This window comes from Nonomuraea polychroma (assembly GCF_004011505.1).
GTDB classification, from domain to species: domain Bacteria; phylum Actinomycetota; class Actinomycetes; order Streptosporangiales; family Streptosporangiaceae; genus Nonomuraea; species Nonomuraea polychroma.
The window spans coordinates 6,928,072-6,947,171 of sequence record NZ_SAUN01000001.1 but is presented as its reverse complement, the minus strand read 5'-3'; the positions used below and the strand labels follow the sequence as shown (position 1 = coordinate 6,947,171).

The 19,100-nt window shown below is 70.5% G+C and carries 16 protein-coding genes; 9 read left to right on the top strand and 7 right to left on the bottom strand.

From position 1 onward, the window contains the following. The first annotated feature begins 5 nt into the window (after positions 1-5). Complete coding sequence (locus EDD27_RS31665; RefSeq protein ID WP_127935641.1) at positions 6-1,220, top strand: hypothetical protein; 1,215 nt, start codon at positions 6-8, stop codon at positions 1,218-1,220. 15 nt (positions 1,221-1,235) lie between these two features. Here the strand turns inward: EDD27_RS31665 and EDD27_RS31660 are convergent, their stop codons facing one another. From EDD27_RS31660 to EDD27_RS31645, 4 genes are all read right to left on the bottom strand, one after another. After that, positions 1,236-1,586 carry an MmcQ/YjbR family DNA-binding protein gene (locus tag EDD27_RS31660; protein WP_241564363.1) on the bottom strand — a complete coding sequence of 117 codons (351 nt, stop codon included), beginning with the start codon at positions 1,584-1,586 and terminating at the stop codon, positions 1,236-1,238. An 89-nt stretch (positions 1,587-1,675) separates the two neighbouring features. Beyond that, a complete protein-coding gene (locus EDD27_RS31655) occupies positions 1,676-2,893 on the bottom strand; it encodes a cytochrome P450 (RefSeq protein ID WP_241564362.1) in 1,218 nt (405 codons plus the stop codon). Between the two features lie 132 nt (positions 2,894-3,025). Then, positions 3,026-4,048 (bottom strand): alpha/beta fold hydrolase, encoded by a 1,023-nt coding sequence (locus EDD27_RS31650; RefSeq protein WP_127935638.1) that lies wholly within the window; start codon positions 4,046-4,048, stop codon positions 3,026-3,028. A 173-nt stretch (positions 4,049-4,221) separates the two neighbouring features. Then, entirely contained in the window at positions 4,222-6,522 is a 2,301-nt protein-coding gene (locus EDD27_RS31645) for a DUF4132 domain-containing protein (RefSeq protein ID WP_127935637.1), read from the bottom strand. A 123-nt stretch (positions 6,523-6,645) separates the two neighbouring features. Between EDD27_RS31645 and EDD27_RS31640 the strand changes: the two genes are divergently transcribed. Beyond that, positions 6,646-7,053 (top strand): hypothetical protein, encoded by a 408-nt coding sequence (locus tag EDD27_RS31640; protein WP_127935636.1) that lies wholly within the window; start codon positions 6,646-6,648, stop codon positions 7,051-7,053. A gap of 78 nt (positions 7,054-7,131) precedes the next feature. On the opposite strand, the gene EDD27_RS31635 is transcribed toward EDD27_RS31640, so the two are convergent. After that, positions 7,132-7,611 (bottom strand): YcxB family protein, encoded by a 480-nt coding sequence (locus EDD27_RS31635; protein WP_127935635.1) that lies wholly within the window; start codon positions 7,609-7,611, stop codon positions 7,132-7,134. 141 nt (positions 7,612-7,752) lie between these two features. Between EDD27_RS31635 and EDD27_RS31630 the strand changes: the two genes are divergently transcribed. The 3 genes from EDD27_RS31630 to EDD27_RS31620 all read left to right on the top strand — a co-directional run bounded on the left by EDD27_RS31630 (position 7,753) and on the right by EDD27_RS31620 (position 10,674). Further along, complete coding sequence (locus tag EDD27_RS31630; RefSeq protein WP_164903863.1) at positions 7,753-8,622, top strand: helix-turn-helix transcriptional regulator; 870 nt, start codon at positions 7,753-7,755, stop codon at positions 8,620-8,622. 108 nt (positions 8,623-8,730) lie between these two features. Next, the gene (locus tag EDD27_RS31625; protein ID WP_127935633.1) at positions 8,731-9,741 is read left to right on the top strand and encodes an alcohol dehydrogenase catalytic domain-containing protein; all 1,011 of its coding nucleotides are present in this window, start codon (positions 8,731-8,733) and stop codon (positions 9,739-9,741) included. Positions 9,742-9,777: 36 nt separating this feature from the next. Further along, positions 9,778-10,674: an SDR family oxidoreductase gene (locus EDD27_RS31620; RefSeq protein ID WP_127935632.1), complete on the top strand. Its 897-nt coding sequence runs from the start codon at positions 9,778-9,780 to the stop codon at positions 10,672-10,674. Between the two features lie 13 nt (positions 10,675-10,687). Here EDD27_RS31620 and EDD27_RS31615 read toward each other — a convergent pair whose 3' ends face one another. Continuing rightward, entirely contained in the window at positions 10,688-12,178 is a 1,491-nt protein-coding gene (locus EDD27_RS31615) for an aldehyde dehydrogenase family protein (RefSeq protein ID WP_127935631.1), read from the bottom strand. A 113-nt stretch (positions 12,179-12,291) separates the two neighbouring features. Here EDD27_RS31615 and EDD27_RS55875 point away from each other — a divergent pair, with 113 nt between their 5' ends. Next, on the top strand, positions 12,292-12,609 hold the full coding sequence (locus EDD27_RS55875; RefSeq protein WP_241564361.1) for a helix-turn-helix domain-containing protein: 318 nt from the start codon (positions 12,292-12,294) through the stop codon (positions 12,607-12,609). 140 nt (positions 12,610-12,749) lie between these two features. On the opposite strand, the gene EDD27_RS31605 is transcribed toward EDD27_RS55875, so the two are convergent. Beyond that, a complete protein-coding gene (locus EDD27_RS31605) occupies positions 12,750-13,310 on the bottom strand; it encodes a GNAT family N-acetyltransferase (protein WP_127935630.1) in 561 nt (186 codons plus the stop codon). A 108-nt stretch (positions 13,311-13,418) separates the two neighbouring features. On the opposite strand from EDD27_RS31605, the gene EDD27_RS58410 reads away from it, so the two are divergent. From EDD27_RS58410 to EDD27_RS31590, 3 genes are all read left to right on the top strand, one after another. Next, entirely contained in the window at positions 13,419-13,775 is a 357-nt protein-coding gene (locus EDD27_RS58410) for a hypothetical protein (RefSeq protein ID WP_206641739.1), read from the top strand. Between the two features lie 134 nt (positions 13,776-13,909). Further along, positions 13,910-17,860, top strand: a complete 3,951-nt coding sequence (locus tag EDD27_RS31595; protein WP_127935629.1) for a metallophosphoesterase — start codon at positions 13,910-13,912, stop codon at positions 17,858-17,860. A 70-nt stretch (positions 17,861-17,930) separates the two neighbouring features. Further along, positions 17,931-19,052, top strand: a complete 1,122-nt coding sequence (locus EDD27_RS31590) for a HupE/UreJ family protein (RefSeq protein ID WP_127935628.1) — start codon at positions 17,931-17,933, stop codon at positions 19,050-19,052. Positions 19,053-19,100 lie beyond the last annotated feature (48 nt).

The window sequence follows — 19,100 nt, the reverse complement described above, 5'->3', positions numbered from 1 at the left end:
AGGGCGTGTCCTCTGTAACGAGACGTCAGGTATTCGCGTTCGGCGCGGTGGCCGCGGTGTCGGCCTGCGCCGCGGAGCGGCCCGCCCCCAAGAGCGTGCCGACGGCCCCCGCCCCCAAGCCGGGTCGGCTGTTCGCCACGACCGCCGCGGGGCTGGCCGTGGTCGATCTGGCCAAGGGTACGGTCACGGCCGCCTATCCAGGTGCCGTGGCCGACGGCACCTGGAGCACCATCCACCAGCTCAAGGACGGCCGCCTGCGCAGCTACGAGGCCGGCTCCGGCGCCCTGGTGGCGGACGAGCCGGTCGCCGGCGTGCAGATCAAGGCCGTCTCCACCCAGGTGATCGCGGTGGGACCGCTGCCCGGGCCGCGCCGCCGTACCAGCATCACGCTGGTCGGCGAGGGCGGCGCCCGGACGGTCGAGCTTGACGGCAACATCGAGCCCGAGGCGTTCTCCGGTGACGGCCTGGCCATGTACCTGCTGGATCACCTGCCGCCCGAGCGGCCCGATCGGTATCGGGTGCGGATGTACGACGTGGACGCCGGCACGGTCGGGCCGCTGCAGACGCGGGACAAGACGCCGGTCCCGTCGGGCGCGGAGGAGGAGATGCGCGGGCGGGGACGCCAGGCCGTGCGCGATTCCGCCGCGGGTGTGCTCTATACGCTCTACACCCACCAGGACGACCATCTGCACACGCGTGACCTGGTGGCGGGGCGGGACCAGAGTCCTGGCGTGCATGCGTTCGTGCACGTGCTCAACCTGGATCAGCGGTGGGCCTACTGCCTGGACCTGCCCGCGCCGTTCGGGCTTGGCCCGCCCGAGGCGCACACGATCGCACTGGACGCGGCGGCCAAGCGGCTGTACGCCTTCGACGCCTCCACCGGCAGCGTCGTGGTGGCCTCCACCGAGGACCAGGCGATCCGGCGCAGCGGCCGGCTCGGCAAGCAGCCCGGGGGAACGGCGTACGCGGCGGCGGGCGGTCGGCGCGTTTACCTGGCGGTGGGGTCGCGGGTGCTGGTGGCCGACGGGGAGACGCTGGCACCGGTGGCCGACTGGGCGCTGCCCGGCCCCGCCCGTGGCGTGGTCTTGACGGCCGATGAGCTGCTGGCAGGGGCAGGCGATCAGGTGATCCGGCTGGACCTGGACACGGGGGCCAGGCTGGGCGCATTCACGCTGCCCGGCCTGCAGGAGGTGCGGCACGCCGAACGGGTCCCAGGCTGAGCGTCACGGGGCTCGTCAGTCCATGAGTGCCACCAGCCGCTTCGGGGCGATCAGGCGGTAGCTGTCTCTGATCAGCTCGTCCATCTCGTCCCAGTCCTGCTCCACGTCGAGCCGGGCACCGACCCACCCCTTGGCTCCGACGTACGCCGGTACGAAGAAGCGGTCCGGGGCGGACGACACCAGGGCTTCCTGCACGCCCGGACCGCCCTTGAACATCATCGTCAGCCCATCCTCGCTGGTCATCAGGAACAACTTCTCCCGGACCCGGAAGGACGGTGCGGTGTGGCCGCCGAACGGTTTCTCGGCCGCCTCCGGCAGCGCCAGGCAGATCTTCCGCAGCCGTGTCACGATGTCATCGTCGATCACGTACGGCATCGTACGCCTGTTCTACAAATTGCCCTAGGACGCGCTTCGGGCGCCGTCGGAGGTGCTGGCGGCGCCGCCTGCACCTCGCCTCAGCCGCCCTTGACCAGGAGCCGGAGCGGCCGGTAGATCAACCCGTCGTCGCTCCACCGCACGGTCGACAGGTCCTCCTGCGCGTGCAGGCCGGGCAGCCGCGTCGCCAAGGCGCGGAAGGCCTCCTGCAGTTCCATCCTGGCCAGATTCGCGCCGAGGCAATAGTGGGTGCCGTGGCCGAAGGCCAGGTGCGCGTTGGGCGCGGGGGAGCCGGCGAACCGCTGGATGTCGAACCGCAGCGGATCGTCGAACGCCGATGGATCGTGGTTGGCGGCGGTGGGGTTGGGGAGCACGACGGTCCCGGCGGGGATGGTGCCGTCGGACAGGTCGAGGTCCTCGGTGACCCGCCGGAGCAGGCCGTTCCCTCCGGGACCCTCGCAGCGCAGGATCTCCTCCACCGCCGGCTCCAGCAGCTCGGGACGGGCTACCAGCAGCGCGTACTGGTCAGGGTGGTGCAGCAGGCGGAACGTGCCCCGGATGATCATCGACGCGGTCGTCTCGTGCCCGGCCATGATCAAGGTGAACACCATGTGGGTCAGCTCGTCCTCGCTGAGCCTGTCACCCTCGTCGCGCGCGTCGATGAGCAGGTCGATGAGGTCGTTGCCGGGCCTGGTCCGGTGGGCCTTGATCAGCTCGCGGGCGTAGGCCATGAACGCGGCGAAACCGGATCCTCTGGCTTCGGCGCTCGCCTGGGAGGTGGACAGGAACATCTCGGTCCAGCCGCGGAACTGCTCGAACCGGTCCATCGGCACCCCGAGCATCTCGCAGATCACCCGCGCGGGCAGCGGCAGCGCGAAGTCCGTGACCACGTCGAACTCCTGGCCGGCCGCGTCGATCAGCTCGTTGGCGATGGCCGCGGCGCGCGGCCGCCAGCGCTCGATGTGCCGGGGGGTGAAGGTGCCCTGCATGATGCGCCGGTAGCGGGTGTGCTCCGGCGGATCCTGGTTGATCAGCGCCGCGGGATCGTCCTCCAACGCCGTGCCGCTGACCATCCTGGGCAGGCCGGGGGTCCGCAGGTTGCGGCTGCTGGCCGGTGAGGTGAGGACCGTGCGGACGTCTTCGTACCGGACGATCATCGGGACCTGGTCTCCGCTCGGCATCGTGGTGTGCTCCAGTGGAGCCTCCGCGTGCCTGCGGCCCAGTTCGTGCGAGGGGGTGCCGAACGGTCCGGGCGGAAGATCCGGCCATGGCCATGTGGTGCTGGACTGCTCTGTCACAGTCGCCTCCCGGGCGCCGCGTCCAACAAACTCCCTGACCATACGAAGCAGCCCGTGACTGGTCAATCTTTCCTTGTAGTCACACATTCCTAGGGGCCCGAGCTCAGGCGATCAACCCTGGAGCCCGGGCACTCAGTCGCCCGGCGCGTGTTCGCGGAGAAACGCTCTCGCCACCGCCTGTACCTGGCTCGCTTCCGGGCTGAGCCAGAAGCCCAGATGGTCCTCGTGCTCCATCCAGTGTCGTCTCGCACCGGGTATCCGCTCGGCCGCGAACTCCCCGTGATCGAAGGGCACGTCGCCGTCCTGCCTGCCGTGGATCAGCAAGGTCGGTGTCGTGATCCGCTCCAGAGGCAAAGCGCCGCGTCGCGCTTGAGCCGCGTCGTTGTCCGTGCCCGGCCAGCGTTCCGGATAGGGGAACGTCGTCGTGAACATCGCTTCGAAGAACGTCCGCACGTGCGGCGTGTTCACGATGTACGAGACGCGCTCCGCCTGCTGCTCCTCGGTGAAGCTGCTGGTCTCCTCCAAGGTGCCCGAGACGATGGTCTCGAACGACACCTTCGCCGTCAGCAGGGTGAGCTTCTGGCCGACGGTGGTGAGGAACGCTCTCCGCAGCGACGAGCCCGCACCGCCCGGCTGCGGCTTGCTCACTCCTCCGACGGAGACCAATCCCCAGACGCGATCCGGATGGCGGGCGGCGAAGGTGTAGCCCACCGGACTCCCGGCCGAGACCGCGAGCACGCCGACGCGATCGATGCCGAGCTCGTCCAGCAGCGCGGCGAGCAGGTCGGCCTGCTCCTCGTGGGTCCGGCCACTGTCCAGTGGCGTGCCGAGGTAACCCGGCCGCGAGGGGCTCAGGACGCGGAACCCGTCCTCCTGCAGCCAACTGGCGAACAGCCGCCCCTGGTCGGCTCCGCCGAGACCGCCGTGCAGGGACAGCAGCACGGGACCTTCCGTGCCGTACAGGTCGTACTCGACCGGGCCGAGCCGCGTGGTGACCGTCCGCAGATTGATCTGGACACCGCGGGTGAGCTCGCGGCGCGGATCCGTGTCGATGCCGCCGTCCCAGAGGAGCAGCGCGGCGATCCCCGCGGCCGGCACCCCGACCAGAACGGCGAGCACCCAAACGACGATCTTGACGACTCTGCGCTTCCGCATCGCTTCTCCCTGCTCTCATAAGCCCTCATGGTCGTCGAGCCGATGGCGATTGGCGTCCCACCAGGGGAGACTTCGCCTCGTACGACACCGGGACGAGAGAGCCGGCGACCTACCGTCCCGGGAGCAGGCCGGCAAGGGCGCGGGCGTGCGCCGGAGACCGCTCTCGGGGGACGTCAGCCCTTGATCTGCCGGACGATGGTCTCGTCGGTGATCCGGCTGTCCCCCGCCAGGAGGAGGGCCTTGCTGAGGATGAGCGCGAGGCGCCCGTCGTCCTCGAACGGCAGGAACACTCCCGCGTTGCGGTCAGGCGCGGACACGATGCACAGGTAGACGTCGCCGGGCTCCATGAGGATGTTGGCGCTGCCCAGGTGGATCTTGTAGGTGCGCAGGTCGCCGCGTACGACGAGGTAGCGGTCGGTGAGGGTGCAACGGCCGGCGATCGACAGGCGAGGCAGCAGGCGGGCCAGCGCGTCGCGGCGCACCTCGGCCGACGGAGGGAGCTCGCCGAAGGACGCCGCGCGCCAGTAGTCGAGATGGCGGTCGTGCCCGCGGTCGGCCCACTCCGGGTCGGCCGCGATCGAGGTCACCGCCACGAACAGGTCCACGTCCCGCATGGCCTCGCTGAACACCAGCGCCGGCACCTCGGCCAGTGGCGCCTCCCGCCACTCGCCGTCCACCCTTCGATGGAAGCGCACCTGGTCGGTGGAGGCGTGCTCGCCGGGGCCGTCGTACAGGTAGTCGTGGAAGAACGACGCTCGCCACTGCCCCTCGGCCAGCACGCGCGTGGCCTGGCCCGCGTCGCCGCCGTCCCACGGGCCGAGCATGTCGGCCCGCCATCCCCGGGCCTTGAAGATCGCGTACAGCCGCCGGTAGTCCACGACGTGCCCGGCGAACCGGTTGGAGTAGGCGGCGGTCCGCTCCTCCGCGGGTGTCAGCAGGTAGACCTCGCGGAACGCCTGCTTGAACGGCTGCCTGACGCGTCCTTCGGTCACGGCCTCCCGCCAGCCGGTCACCTCCGCGAGCGTCGCGCGGGCGGGATGCCACAGGCGTACCCGCAGGCCCTCCAGCCCGCCGAGAGCGGCCTGCCACTCCCCGGGCGCGACCTCGGCCTCCCAGATCAGCCGCCCGGCCACGGTGGAGGCGATCGGGTGGTCGGCGATCTGCTCGCGCCACGTCTCATACGGTTGCGCGGCCTCCCCGGCGAAACCCGCCTCCAGCGCCTTGACCAGGGTCGTCACCTGCCGCTGCACCTGCTTGACCAGCTCGCGCAGCCGCTTGACCTCGTCGGGACGCTCCTTGCGCACCGCCGCGGGCACGGCCTTGAGCCGCCGGTCCCCCTGCCACCAGGACAACGCGAACGCGCCGTCCTCGCCGGGCGCCACGACCGCCCGGTGCTCGCCCATCGGCACCTCCAGCCGCCCGCCCGGCCCGAACCCGAGATCCGGCATGCGGAAGGCCACCTCGATCCGGTCCGCGAGTCCCGGCTCGGCCTTGCGGATCATCCGATCGAGCTGCTTGATCACGCCGGCATGCCGGGTGAGCGCGCGGGCCGTGCGCAGCGCCGTGATCGCCTCCGGCGTCGGGAAGCGTTCGGCTGCCCGCGCCACCTCGTACAGCAGCGCCTGCGAGGGCAGGGTCTTGGCCGTCGTGGGCGCGACGGCGACCCGGGACAGCAGCCTGCCGAGCAGCTCGGGCAGCCACAGCTCGTCGCGGAACAGCGCCAGCCGCGCGGCCCGCCCGATCACCGCCGTCTCGACCGATCCGAACGCCTTGTCCGCCCGGTACGGGATCTCGCCCGTGTGGATCGCCGCCAGCCGGGCATCGGCGGCCTCCAGCGTCGAGCGGGCGAAATCCACGTAGGCCGGCATCGCGGCCAGCCGCTCCCAGACGTCGGGCAACTCGGGCGGGGACCCGAACGTCCGGGGCCCGATCTCGGCGAACAGTGCCCTGCCCGCCGGGTCCAGGCCCATGACGAGGTCGAGCTCGGCGGCCGCCAGCGGCTGCGCCTTCTGCTCCTCCATGATCTCCACCACCTGGTCCATGCCGGCCAGCCCGGCCACGGCCAGGAACGCGTACGGCTCCTCGATCCGCCTCTCGCGGGCCATGAACTCGATCAGGGTGCGGGCCGGCGCGGCGAGCTCGGCCGACGGCGCACCGCCGGGGCAGCGCAGCAGCGCGGCCGCCGCCAGGCACAGATCGGCCCACTTACGGCGGGCCAGGCCGTCGACAAGCGCCTCGTACAGCGACAGGCACGACTCGGAGTCGAAGACCGGCTGCCGCTCCCTGACCTGGTCCGTGACGGTGACCCTCATGGAGAAGGCCGGGCCGCTGCCGGTCACGCGGTAGGCGAGGGGGAGCAGGTGGCCCAGGTCGGCCGCGGTCAGACCGGCAGCGTTCGGCCACGGATCGGGATAGCCGGCGTCGGGCTCGGTCAGGTGGCGGTGGACCCGCTGGGCGGTGGGGGAGAGCTGCATGCGGTGTTTCCCTCGGTCTGCCATGAGGACCGTCGGCCTTGATCCTCGCTGTCACCGCAGGAGAGTCTCGCACTCCACCGACAGAATCCGGACACCGCCGACGCCCCATCAGTCTTCGGTGTCGTGCTGACCGTGGCCGTCGCCACCCTGCTGCTGTCCTGCCTCGCCATCGTCCTCGTCCTGCTCGCTCCGGCTGCGCCGTCCGGAGGCGGCCCGCCCCTACCGCGTGCCCGGCTGTCCCATCCCGTCCGGCCGGCCTCCTTGAAGGGGAACACGGAGGAGGTCAATGCCGTGGCGCTGAGCGCGGACGGTCAGGTCGCCCTGATGGCCAGCCACTATCGAGGCGTCTTCCTCTGGGACCTCACCGAGCTGGCCGACATCGTCGCGGATCCCCTGGAGACCTCCTGCGATGAGGACCGCGACACCATCAGCCGGGCGGATTGGGAGAGATTCGCGGGCGGCCCGGACTGGGCACAGTACGGCGGAGAGGGGTTGGATTTCCTTTCGGTCTGCCTTGTGCGCTGGTCCTGAAGTCGGCAGGGGGACAAAGAACGTCGAGTCGACCATGACGACCACACTGACCAGCGCTGCTGCGCAGACCGGGTGGCTTCAGGAGACCGCGGTGCTCTGCCGCGCGGCGAAGAAGGCATCGAGTTCCGCCTGTTGCTCGTGGGTGAAGGCGCGGCGGGGCAGGAAACCGGTGAACTGCCTGTTCACAAAGAACAGCCAGAACTCCGAGGTGGAGACGACCCGGCTGAACAGGGACCATTGCGTCGCGGTGGTGTGCTGGTCGGTCTCGGCCTTGTAGCCGTCGCCGGTCAGGTGAAGCGTGGTGGGCACGCAGAGGAAGGCGAGTCTTCGCCTCCCCGTACGGTGCAGCGACCACGACATCACGACGGGGAAGAGGACCGCTCCGATGAACATGGCGATGCCGATGGTCACGCTGCCCATCAGGACGAGGAGGAGTCCGCATACGACCAGGACCGCGATCAGGGCGGCGAGGAGGACTCTGAGCTGGAGCTTGACTCCCTGCTGGAGAGCTCGGGCCACTTCCTCCTGGGAGGGCTGATACCTGACCGTGAAGTCCACTTCGCCGCCTTCGTCTATTAGGGGTAAGTCATCATTCACGGTCCTGATCAAGGCTGCAATTCTCACTACGAAGGCCCGCCGGTCCGGCCGGGCGTTCACGGTCGTCGATGATGGAAGGAACGAGGAACATTGGGAGGGGCTGTGGACCTCGGTGAACTTGGGTCGTTCCTGAAGTCGCGCAGGGACCGGCTGAGCCCGGAGGACGTCGGTCTGCCGCCCGGCACGAGGCGACGGGTGCCCGGGCTGCGCAGGGACGAGCTGGCGGAGCTGGCCAGCATGTCCGCCGATTACTACACCGAGCTGGAGCAGGGCCGCGGGCAGCGCCCGTCGGAGCCGGTGCTGCACGCCCTGGCCCGCGCCCTGCGCCTGGACGTGGACGAGACCGACCACCTGTTTCACCTGGCGGGGCATCCGGCGCCGTTCGGCGCCGAGCCGGTCCAGATGCAGGCGGCGCTGCGCCAGCTCATGGAGCGTCTGCAGGACACGCCCGCCATGGTCATCACCGACATGCACGAGGTGGTGGTGCAGAACCATGCCGCGCAGGTCCTGGTCGGGCCGCAGTCGGGGCTGACCGGGATCCGGGCGAGCTTCCTCTGCCACTGGTTCACCGACCCGGCGACCCGCGAGCTTTACCCGCCGGAGGACCACGACTACCACTCCCGCCTGCTGGTCTCCGACCTGCGGGCGGCGGTCGCCCGGCGCGGTCCCGCCGACCGGATCAGCGGCGAACTGGTCCGCCACCTGCTGGCGTGCAGCGCCGAGTTCGCCGAGCTGTGGCGGGCGCGGGAGGTCAAGGTACGTCACGAGGAGTTCAAGCGGGTCGTCAACCCGGCTCTCGGCACCGTCAAGGTCACCTGCAACAACATCGTCACGGCCGACGCCGCGCAACGGCTGCTCTGGTTCGTGCCGGACGATCCCGGCGTCGTGCCGGCGCTGCACGCCCTCGACCCCGCGGAGGTGTGGCGGGCCACGCCGGGCCCCGCGTTCGGGCTGGTCGGAAGCTGGGGTTGAGCACCCCAGGCTATGACGCCTGATCCGGGGCACTCTGGGAGAAGCGGTACGGGGGCGTCATGGGTGACAGGCGCGCCTTCGATCGAGTTCCGCTCAGGAGGAAACGTTATGCGTGCAGCGCTCGCCACCGGGGTGGACGCCCCGCTGTCCCTTGTAGAACGCGACATCCCGGAGCCGGGCCCGGGCGAGGTCCTGGTGAAGATCACCGCCTGCGGCGTGTGCTTCTCGGATCTGAACCTGGTGCGCGGGCACTACCCGTTCGCCCGCTTCCCGGTCGTCCCCGGCCACGAGATCACCGGCACGGTGGCCGCGCTCGGCAGCGGCGTGTCCGGATTGTCCGTGGGCGATCCGGTCGCGGCCCAGTTCCTGTACGACTCGTGCGGCCACTGCGACTACTGCGTGTCCGGCGACCAGATCCTCTGCCCGTCCAAGCGCATCACCGGCATCGTCGCCGACGGCGGGTACGCCGAGTACGGCCTCTTCAAGGGCGGGTACGTCACCCCGCTCCCGGCCGAGCTCGACCCGGTGGCCGCGGCGCCGCTGATGTGCGCGGGGCTGACCGCGTTCAACGGCCTGCGGCAGGGCGGTGCCACCTCCAGCTCCCGGGTGGCGGTCATCGGCAGCGGCGGCATCGGCGCGCTCGCCATCCAGTACGCCGTCGCCATGGGCGCGCGGGTCGCGGTGATCGGCCGCTCGGCCGACGGCGAGGCGAGCGCCAAGGAACTCGGCGCGGAGCTGTACGTGGCAAGCCGCGACACCGACCCGGCCGCCGCGCTCAAAGCATGGGGCGGCGGCGCCAACGTCATCCTGAACGCCGCCCCGTCCAACGAGGCCGCCGCAGCCGTCCTCGCCGGGCTCGCCCCGGACGGCACCCTGGTGCTCTGCGGCTACGACAACGCGCCGCTCACCCTCGCCGCCCAGCCGATGGTGCTCAACCGGCTGCGGGTCATGGCCTCGCCGTCCGGATCGCCCCACGACCTACGCGACACGCTGGCCTTCTCGGCACAGCACCGCATCCTGCCCAAGGTCACGCCGATCGCCCTCGACGAGGCCCAGGCGACGCTGGATGCCATGGGCAGCGGGTCCGGCGGCGGCCGCCGGGTCATCACCTTCGGCTGAGCCGTGTTCCGCCCTGCCGACTTCCAGGAGTACGTCATGAGCAAGACCATCCTCATCACAGGCGCGAGCTCGGGATTCGGCTCGCTGTCCGCACGTGCGCTGGCCTCCGCCGGACACACCGTGTACGCCGCGATGCGCGCCACCGCCGGCCGCAACGCCCCGCGCGTCGCCGAGGCCGCGGCCTACGCCAAGGAGCACGACGTGGACCTGCGGACCGTCGACCTCGACGTGCTGTCTCAGGAGTCCGTCGACGCGGCGGTCGCGACCGTGCTGGCCGAGGCGGGCGCCATCGACGTGGTCGTGCACAACGCCGGCCACATGGTGCTCGGTCCCACCGAGGCGTTCACGGCCGAGCAGCTCGCCGCCGTCTATGACACGAATGTGCTCGGCAGCCAGCGGCTCAACCGGGCGGTCCTGCCGCACATGCGCCGGCGGGAGCACGGCCTGCTGGTGTGGATCGGCTCCAGCTCCACCAGGGGCGGCACCCCGCCGTACCTCGCGCCGTACTTCGCCGCCAAGAGCGCGGCCGACGCCCTGGCGGTGTCGTACGCTGCCGAGCTGGCCCGCTTCGGCATCGAGACCACGATCGTCGTCCCCGGTGCCTTCACCTCGGGCACCAACCACTTCGCCAACGCCGGCCACCCGTCGGACCAGAGCGTGATCCCCGACTACGACGAGCGATACGGTCGGCTGATGGAGCAGGTGCGCGAGCGGCTGGCCGACCTGCAGCCGCCCGGCGCCGACGTGTCCCTGGTCGCCGACGCCGTCGTCCAGGTCGTCGGCACCCCGCACGGCAAGCGTCCCTTCCGGGTGCACGTCGACCCGGCCGACGACGGCTCGGAGGAGGTGAGCGCGGTCGCCGACTGCATCCGCGCGCAGTTCCTCACCCGCATCGGCCTCGCGGACCTGCTCGCCCCGCACCCCGCCGGGTAGCGGCACGCGGCGGTCAGAAGGGGAAGGTGCGGTCCTGGTCGCGGACGGTGATCCACTGCAGCTCGCAGAACTCCTCGGCCGCGAAGCCCAGCCCGAACCGTCCCCACCCGCTGTCCTTGACGCCGCCGAACGGCATGTGCGGCTCGTCGTTGACCGGCTGGTCGTTGACGTGGACGATGCCGACGTCGAGGGCGGAGGCGAGGCGCAGGCCGCGGCGGCCGTCGCCGGTGATGACCGAGGCGGCGAGGCCGAAGTCGGAGCCGTTGGCACGGGCGACGGCCTCCTCCGCGGAGTCGACCGCCTCCAGCACCACCACCGGGCCGAACGTCTCGCCCTGCGCGATCTCGGCCTCGTCCGGAACGTCGGTGAGCACGGTGGCCGGATAGCACGGCGGTGCGGGGACGCCGCCGGCCAGGACACGGGCGCCGAGCCCGACCGCCTCCTTGACGCGGCGGTCGAGGAGGGCCAGGGCCCACTCGTTGATCACCGGGCCCACGACGGTCGCCGGGTCGGACGGGTCACCCGTCGGCAGCGCCGCCACCCTGGCGGCGAACCGCTCGGCGAACTCCGCCGCCAGCGGGCGTTCGACGTAGATGTGCCTGGCGCACATGCACACCTGCCCCTGGTGCACGAAGGCGCCGTAGGTCGCGGCGTTGACGGCGTACTCGAGGTCGGCGTCGCCCGCCACGATGAGCGGGTTCTGGCCGCTGAGCTGGAGCACCACGCGCTTGAGGTGCCGGCCGGCCTGCTCGGCGAGCCGCCGCCCGGTCGGCGTCGAACCGGTGAAGTTGATGCGCTTGACGAGAGGGCTGGCGAGCAGCGCGTCGGCAACGGCACCGGCCTCGCCAGGGGCGTGGGTGACGACGTTGAACGCCCCGGCGGGCAGTCCGGCCTCCTGGAGGATCTCCGCCCAGAGCGCCCCTCCCGTGTACGGGGACTCCTCGGACGGTTTCAGCACCACGGTGTTGCCGAGCGCGAGCGGCCCGATGGTCGCCCGACCGGCGAGCGCGAGCGAGGCGTTCCACGGCGCGATCGCAGCGACCACGCCCACGGGACGGCGCACGGCCATCGCCTGGGTGCCCGGGATGTCGGAGGGCAGCAGCTCCCCGGCCGGGCGGTAGGCCAGGTGGGCGGCCTGGCGGAGCAGCTTGAGCACGAACTCGAGCTGCTCGCCGCCGAAGTGGCGGCCGCAGCCGGTCTCCACCGCCAGGGCGGCGAGCACCTCGCCGCGGCGGCTCTCCAGCAGGTCGGCCGCCCGCAGCAAGATCCGCTGCCGCTCCACGGGCAGCGTCCGGGACCAGCCGCCGAACGCCTCGTGGGCGGCGGCGACCGCGCGTTCCGCGTCCTCGCCGTCCCCGGCGGCGACCTCCCCGAGCACCTCCCCTGACCAGGGCGAACGGTTCGGGTACGTGCGGCCGGAGCCGGGCTCGACCCAGTCACCCCCGATGAAGTGCCCGATGCGCTGCCTGGGCAGGCCGCTTCCGGCGCGCTCCGCTCCCGCCATGGAGCCCCCGATCTGCTTGCTGTGCGTTGTCCGGCCAGAAGCGTTCACGTGGTGGGGACTGGCCGTCAACATCGTTCGAATATTCAGAACGATATGGCCGTATTCTGACGCCCGTGACCGACGAAGCCTCCCCACGCCCGCGCCGAGCTCCCGGAGCTCCGGGCGGCACGACGGCAGACTCCTCCGCCGCCTTCTCCGTGTCCCTGGAACGCGGGCTGCGCATCCTGTCCGCCTTCAGCGGCGACCGCTCCGTGCTGGGCATCGCCGACCTGGCGCGGGCCGTCGGGCTCAACAAGAGCACGACCTACCGGTACGTCGCCACGCTGACCAAGCTGGAGTACAGCGGTCGTGCCGTTGACGGTGAACGCCACCTCGACCCGGCCGTCCGCGGCCTGTCGTCGCGAGGAGAGATCCATACGGCCGAACGTTAAGGTCTCATGCTCATCCGGTCAAGACTAGACATCGGATGATTGCCGCGCCGAGCTGTGGCTGTCGCCCTACAACAACCACGGTGACGTGGTGTTTCCTCCGATGATTGACGACGGATGGCATCCAGAGGCGTGGCGGGGTTTCAGCGGCCGTCCCGGGCTGCTCGCCACTCCGGTGCGAGCACCGACCAGACCTCGATGTCGTACCGATTCCCCCGATGCAGGTAGCTCTCTCGCAGCACGCCGTCCTTCGTCATCCCGAGCCGCCTGGCCACGGCGATGCTGGCCGCGTTCGCCGCCGCGACCTGCCACTCCACGCGATGGATGCCCCGCTCCTCGACGGCCCAATCGATGATCACGCGCGCGGCCCTGGTCACCAGGCCCTTGCCGGCCGCCGACGGCTCCAGCCAGCAGCCTGCTTCGGCGGTGCCGTGCTGGACGTCCATCGTCCGGAAGAGGACTCCGCCGACCAGCTTGCCGTCCATCCAGATGCCGTAGATGCGCCCCACGTCGGCCGCGGCCTTGTCCGCGTACGACTGGAGGAACGAGCGGCTCGACGCCAGGTCCGTGACCACGTCCGGCAGCCCGACGTATTGCCCGATGAACTCCCGTCCCCGGTCGATGTGGGTCAGGAACTCCTCGGCACGCCACGGCTCGAGCGGGCGCAACTCGGAGGCGTCGTCGCCCAGCGAGATCGCGTACATCGTCCCCCACCCCTGAAGAAATCAGGCACATTGCGAAGAGATTTTCTCATGGGCCGGATCACGGATCTCACCGCTCCTCCTGGGCGATCTCCGGTCATCAGCGTGGCGATGACAGCGGCACGGCGCTCGCTGCGCGCCGGCAGCGGGATCGTCAGTGTGCTCGCGGTGGCCGGCATCGTCGGCTCGCTCATGCGGACCTTGGTGGTGCCGCTGGTCGGCCAGCTGCCACGGCTGCTCGACGCCACCGCGGCCGACACGTCCTGGGTGATCACGGTCACGCTGCTGGTGGGCGCGGTCGCCACCCCGGTGGCCGGCAAGCTCGGCGACCTGCGCTCGGGCTGCCGATCTCGGCGGCGGTCGCGGAGTACGCGAACTGGCGGATGTCGGTGGCGGGCTGTCCGTGGACGAGCGGGCGGAGCGTCGTGGGCGCGGGCGATGGCGTGCCCGATTGTTCCCGTCCTGTGACGGATGACCAGAATGAATTGATCGTTCCTCTTCCCTTCAGCCTCTGCACGCACATCGTTCACTCGCGCGATCCAGGGTGTCCGCCCGGAGGGCAAGCAGCCCCCTTGGCATGTAAATAGAAGGGACCGCACCCGATGCATCGAGAGTTACTGGGTGCCTTATGGAGGCGAGGACGTCTCGGCACGGCCGCCGTGGTCGCGGCGCTGCTGGCGAGCGGCCCCGTGACGGCGGCGTACGCAGACCCGGGGGATCAGGATCGAGGACGGCCCACGCCGACGCCGACCGCCTCCCAGAGCCCTCCGACGCTCACCCCCGCCGGCGGTTCCTACCTGGAGGGCACGGTGAAGGTCGCGGCGGTGCCGACCGCGGCCGGTGACAGCGTCGCGAAGCTCGACATCGACGGCACCGCGCTCAACGCCACCCGCACGGTAGGCGTCTCCAAGCTCCGCTTCGACGTCGGCTCGAACTCGACCGAGGCGCAGTACCGCAGCTACGTGCTCGTCAACGGCGCGTACCGGAGCGACATCGGCAACCACGTCAACGAGCGGGCGACCATCGAGATCCCGAACGAGCACCTCGTCAAGGGCGAGAACACCGTCGAGATCGTCGTCGGCGCCATCCAGTCCTCGTGCGGCCTCAACCACGACGACTTCGTGCTGTCCGACGTGGGCCTCGAACTGCTCGGCGAGGTCGCGGACGGCGAGGACAACCCCTACACCCTGTCCTTCGGCGACGGCAGTTGCGGCACGAACACCTCGCTGCTGAAGCGCGCCACGCTCACGTTCTTCACCCAGGGCGACCCGCAGGGCACCACGGGTCTGGCCGCGGACGTGGACACCACGACGCTGGCCAACGGCGAGCACGCCATCACCGCCACGACCGCGGCCGGGGTGACCGTCAAGAACACCGTGACCGTGAACAACGCTCCCGCCGGTGCGCCGCGGCTGCAGCCCACGGACGGCACCCTCGTGGCCGGCACCAAGCCCGTCTTCGCGACGGTCCCGGCCGCCGGCGCGGGCGGCGTCAAGTCCCTCACCGTCGACGGCAAGGAACCCGTCACGAAGGCCACGCTGGGCAACGGCGCCGCGATGTTCTCCTTCGACGTGGGCGCGGACTCGATCGACGACAGGTTCGACAACTTCCTGCTCGTCAACGGCAAGCGCATCGACCTGGGCGGCTCCTGGGCGAGCCGGCGGGTGACCGTCGCGGTGCCGGCCAGGTTCCTTGCGCCGGGCGACAACACGATCAAGGTCGTGACCGGGGACTACCGGGAGTCCTGCGGCAACAACCGCGACGACTTCACGCTCTCGAACCTCGCGCTCGCCCTCGACGGCGCCACCGTGACCGGCCAGGACATCAAGCCATCGTACGAGATGGGCGACGGCGCCTGCGGCAGCAGCCAGACCGCGCTGCGAGAGGTGGAGTTGCGCTACACGATCGACGCCCCGGCGGTGCACCTCGTCGAGACGCTCGGCTCGGGCAACGCGACCCTCAGCTTCAACGTGGGCAGCAACTCGATCGAGGCGCGCTACCAGAACTTCGTGCTCGTCAACGGCCAGAAGGTCGTGCTCGACGGCGACTTCGTGAGCCGGCGCGTCGACCTCCCGATCCCGAACGAGTACCTCGTGCCCGGCTGGAACACGATCGACTTCGTGGCCGGCACCTATCCGACGTCCTGCGGCAACAACCGCGACGACTTCGCGATCTCGAACATCGTCCTCACGCCGGTGCAGGGCACGGCGGCCGGCCAGATGCTCAAGGCCTCGTACGGCATGGGCGACGGCAACTGCGGCGACAACGTCAACCCGCTGACCGAGATCGACCTCGAGTTCCTCGTGACCGCGCCGGCCCGCGGCCTGCGCGCGGACCTCGACACCACGAAACTGGAGGACGGCAAGCACACCATCGCCGCGGCGTCGACCACGGGCGAGACCGCCACCAGGCTCCTGATCACCGACAACACGGCGCCGAAGGTCGCCCAGAGCGTGCCGGCGGCGGACGAGAAGATCACCGCCGCGGTCGTGCTGGACGTCAAGCTCGAGGACGCCAACGGCGTCGTGTCCGGGCCGGACGTCAAGCTCGACGGTCAGCCGATCGTCCTCGGCGCCAAGGTGGGCCCGGGCCTGCGGGCCGGCAAGCACACGCTCGCCGTGACCGGCGCCGACGGGCTCGGCAACACCGCGACCCGCGAGATCGTGTTCGAATCGGCGGGCATCCCGGACGTTCCCGCCGAGTTGTCCCCGGCGTTGGGCGCCGTCGACGTGTCGGATCCCGTCACGCTGTCGGCGAAGGTGGCCGAACCCGACGGCGGCCAGGTGACGGCGACGTTCTCCGAGGCCAACATCCTGACCCCGAACCAGGTGTTCCAGGGCACGGCCCAGTCCGTCCCCACGACCCTGCGGGTCCCCGGCGAGAAGCAGGTCAAGGGCGACGCGCTCGAGCCGGCCGACGGCAGGACGCTCGACGCGCCCGCCGGCCAGGACCTCACCTACCAGCGCTACGACATCCAGGTGAAGGGCCACGTGGACTCCCCGGTCCTGCGCTGGGAAGGGGCCATCGACCCCGAACGCCTGGCGTCGTTGCGGGTGTGGAACACGAAGACCAAGGCATGGGACCTGCTGACCAGCGCCCGCGGCGCGGCCGAGGGCAAGACCGTGCTCACGGCCGTGGTCGACGCGGACTACATCGACAGGCAGCAGGTCCACGTCATGGTGACCGGCGAGGACCCGTTCGCCGACGACATCGAGCCCGGTGACCCGAACGGCTTCGCCGACCCCGCCACGTACGACTTCTCGATCGCGCACTTCACCGACACGCAGTACCTCTCCGAGGGCGCGGTCGAGCAGGAGAGCGCCGAGGAGCGCGCGGTGTGGGAGTCCGCCTACGCCGGCATCGTCAACTGGATCAAGGACAACAAGGACCAGCGCAAGATCTCGTACGTCGCGCACACCGGCGACATCATCGAGAACAACATCCGCAAGCCCGCCGACGAGGCCATGCAGCGGCAGGTGGTCGGCGAGTTCGAGGTGTCATCGAAGCAGCATCGGGTCCTGGACGACGCCGACATCCCGAACGGTGTGATCGCCGGCAACCATGACAACCAGGCGGGCACCGAGACCGGACCGGAGGCGCTCTACAACAAGTACTACGGCCCCAGCCGCTACCAGGAGGCCGCGCAGGGCTGGCAGCACGCCGAGTACGGCGGCCCGTGGAAGGAAGGCGACAACCAGAACCACTACGACCTGTTCTCCGCCGGTGGCCTGGACTTCGTCGTGGTCGGCCTGTCGTACGGGGTGACGAGGGAAGAGGCCGAATGGGCCGACTCCGTCTTCAAGAAGTTCGCCGGCCGCAACGGCATCCTGCTCTCGCACGACTACATCGTGCCGAGCACCAGCCCTGACGGGCGCGGCGCCGGGTTCGCGGCTCCCGACGGCTCCATGTTGTACAAGACGGTGGTCGAGAAGAACCCGAACGTCTTCCTCATCCTCGCCGGTCACGAGCACGGCGTGGGCACCAACGTCAAGCCGAAGGTGGGCCAGGTCGGCAACGGCGTGGTCGAGCTGCTGGCGGACTACCAGTTCTACACGGTGTCGGCCGACCGCCTCGGGCTCACCGAGATCGGCGGGTACAAGCCGGACGACCAGCTCCAGTTCGGCGCGAGCTTCCTGCGGCTGCTGCAGTTCAACGTCAAGCGGGCGGAACTGAGCGTGGACACCTACTCCCCGTTGCTCAACGACTTCGGCGCCGGCGAGTTCGACCCGCTGCGCCGCTACAACGGGCTCGAGGACAACATGGTGCTGCCGGTCGACCTCACCTCCCGCACGACGACTTTCCAGACCGACTCCCTGGCGCTCTACGAGCCCATCCGGACCATCGGCAAGAGCACGGCCGCGTCGGGTCAGGTCGCCTCGGTGACCTGGGACCGCCTCAAGGACAACACGGCCTACGCCTGGTTCGTCACGGCACGCTCCGCCGGCGGCGGCGTGACCGCCTCCGAACCGAGCGTCTTCGTCACGAAGGACGAGCACGGCCGCCCCGGCACGTGGGGGCCTGACTCGCCGATGTACCGCTGGTTCGAGCGCTGACCCATCGCCGCCGTCCCGGATGCCGAGTGCGGGGCGGCGGCCCTCATCCCCGAATCTGGAGAAACGCGACATGCCCCGCTGGCGCTGGTTGTCCGCCGTGGTCCTCGCCGTCATCGCCGGCGTCCTGGTGCATCCCGCTCCGGCGGCGGCGCACGACGCGACCACGAAGGTCCACGCCGAGGTGACCGGCACGGGCCCGAACGTCAAGGCCGTGCTCGACCTCGAGTACGACCTGCTCATGAAGTCGGCCTGGCTCTACGCGGACGCCTACGAGGCGAAGGAGCGCACCGAGCAGCTTCGCCAGCTCTCGATCAACCGCGACGCCGTGACCGTGTATGTCATGGAGCGCTTCGCCGTGGCGTACAACGACAAGGCGTGCACGCCGGCCATGACGGGCGACGCGGACGTGCGCATGCGCGGCAAGGCCGCTTTCGCGGTGTTGACCTTCGCCTTCGCCTGCGAAGGCGAGGCCGGGGGGACCCACGCGGTCTCGAGCGCGTTGTTCCCCGACGCCGAGACCTTCGTCCACAGCACCGAGACGCTCGTCCGGTACGACCTCGACGGTGAGAAGGGCTCCGGGGTTCTGGTCGCCGGGAGCCCGACGCTGGTGGTCGGCGAGCATGGCCTGTGGCAGCAGGCCGGGGAGTTCTTCCTGCTGGGCGCCGAGCATCTGGTGTTCGGCCTCGACCACGTCCTGTTCCTGCTCGCCCTGCTCATCGGCGCGCGCGGCCTGCGCGACGTCGTCATCACGGTCTCCGCCTTCACGGCCGCCCACAGCATCACGTTCCTGCTGGCGGCCATAGGAGTCGTGGAGGTGCCTGGGGAGATCGTCGAGCCGGTCATCGCGGTGTCGATCATCGTCGTGGCGGTCGCCAACCTGCTGGGCAGGGAGGCGGGCAGGTCGAGCACATGGCGGCTGCCCGTCGTTTTCGCCTTCGGGCTGATGCACGGGCTGGGCTTCGCGGGCGCGCTGGACATCGACGAGAGCGGCTCGTGGGAGCTGCTCTTGTCGCTGCTGAGCTTCAACGTCGGTATCGAGGTGACGCAGCTCGTGATCATCGCGGTGCTCTTCCCGCTGCTGGCGCTGGTGCGCCGGACGCCTGTGGCCCGCTGGGCGGCGGTCGCGATGTCGGTCCCCATCGTGGCGGTCAGCCTGTACTGGTTCTTCGACCGCATCCCGCTGCCCCTCTGACGTGAATCCGGCTTGGAGCCCTGTCGGCGGCAGGGCTCCCAGGCCGGG

Excerpts from the sequence above, each read along its gene's own strand:
- EDD27_RS31605 (WP_127935630.1), bottom strand. The coding sequence starts at position 13,310 with ATGTACGCGATCTCGCTGGGCGACGACGCCTCCGAGTTGCGCCCGCTC.
- EDD27_RS31625 (WP_127935633.1), top strand. The coding sequence starts at position 8,731 with ATGCGTGCAGCGCTCGCCACCGGGGTGGACGCCCCGCTGTCCCTTGTA.
- EDD27_RS31645 (WP_127935637.1), bottom strand. The coding sequence starts at position 6,522 with ATGCAGCTCTCCCCCACCGCCCAGCGGGTCCACCGCCACCTGACCGAG.
- EDD27_RS31620 (WP_127935632.1), top strand. The coding sequence starts at position 9,778 with ATGAGCAAGACCATCCTCATCACAGGCGCGAGCTCGGGATTCGGCTCG.
- EDD27_RS31650 (WP_127935638.1), bottom strand. The coding sequence starts at position 4,048 with ATGCGGAAGCGCAGAGTCGTCAAGATCGTCGTTTGGGTGCTCGCCGTT.
- EDD27_RS31615 (WP_127935631.1), bottom strand. The coding sequence starts at position 12,178 with ATGGCGGGAGCGGAGCGCGCCGGAAGCGGCCTGCCCAGGCAGCGCATC.
- EDD27_RS31595 (WP_127935629.1), top strand. The coding sequence starts at position 13,910 with ATGCATCGAGAGTTACTGGGTGCCTTATGGAGGCGAGGACGTCTCGGC.
- EDD27_RS31590 (WP_127935628.1), top strand. The coding sequence starts at position 17,931 with ATGCCCCGCTGGCGCTGGTTGTCCGCCGTGGTCCTCGCCGTCATCGCC.
- EDD27_RS58410 (WP_206641739.1), top strand. The coding sequence starts at position 13,419 with ATGACAGCGGCACGGCGCTCGCTGCGCGCCGGCAGCGGGATCGTCAGT.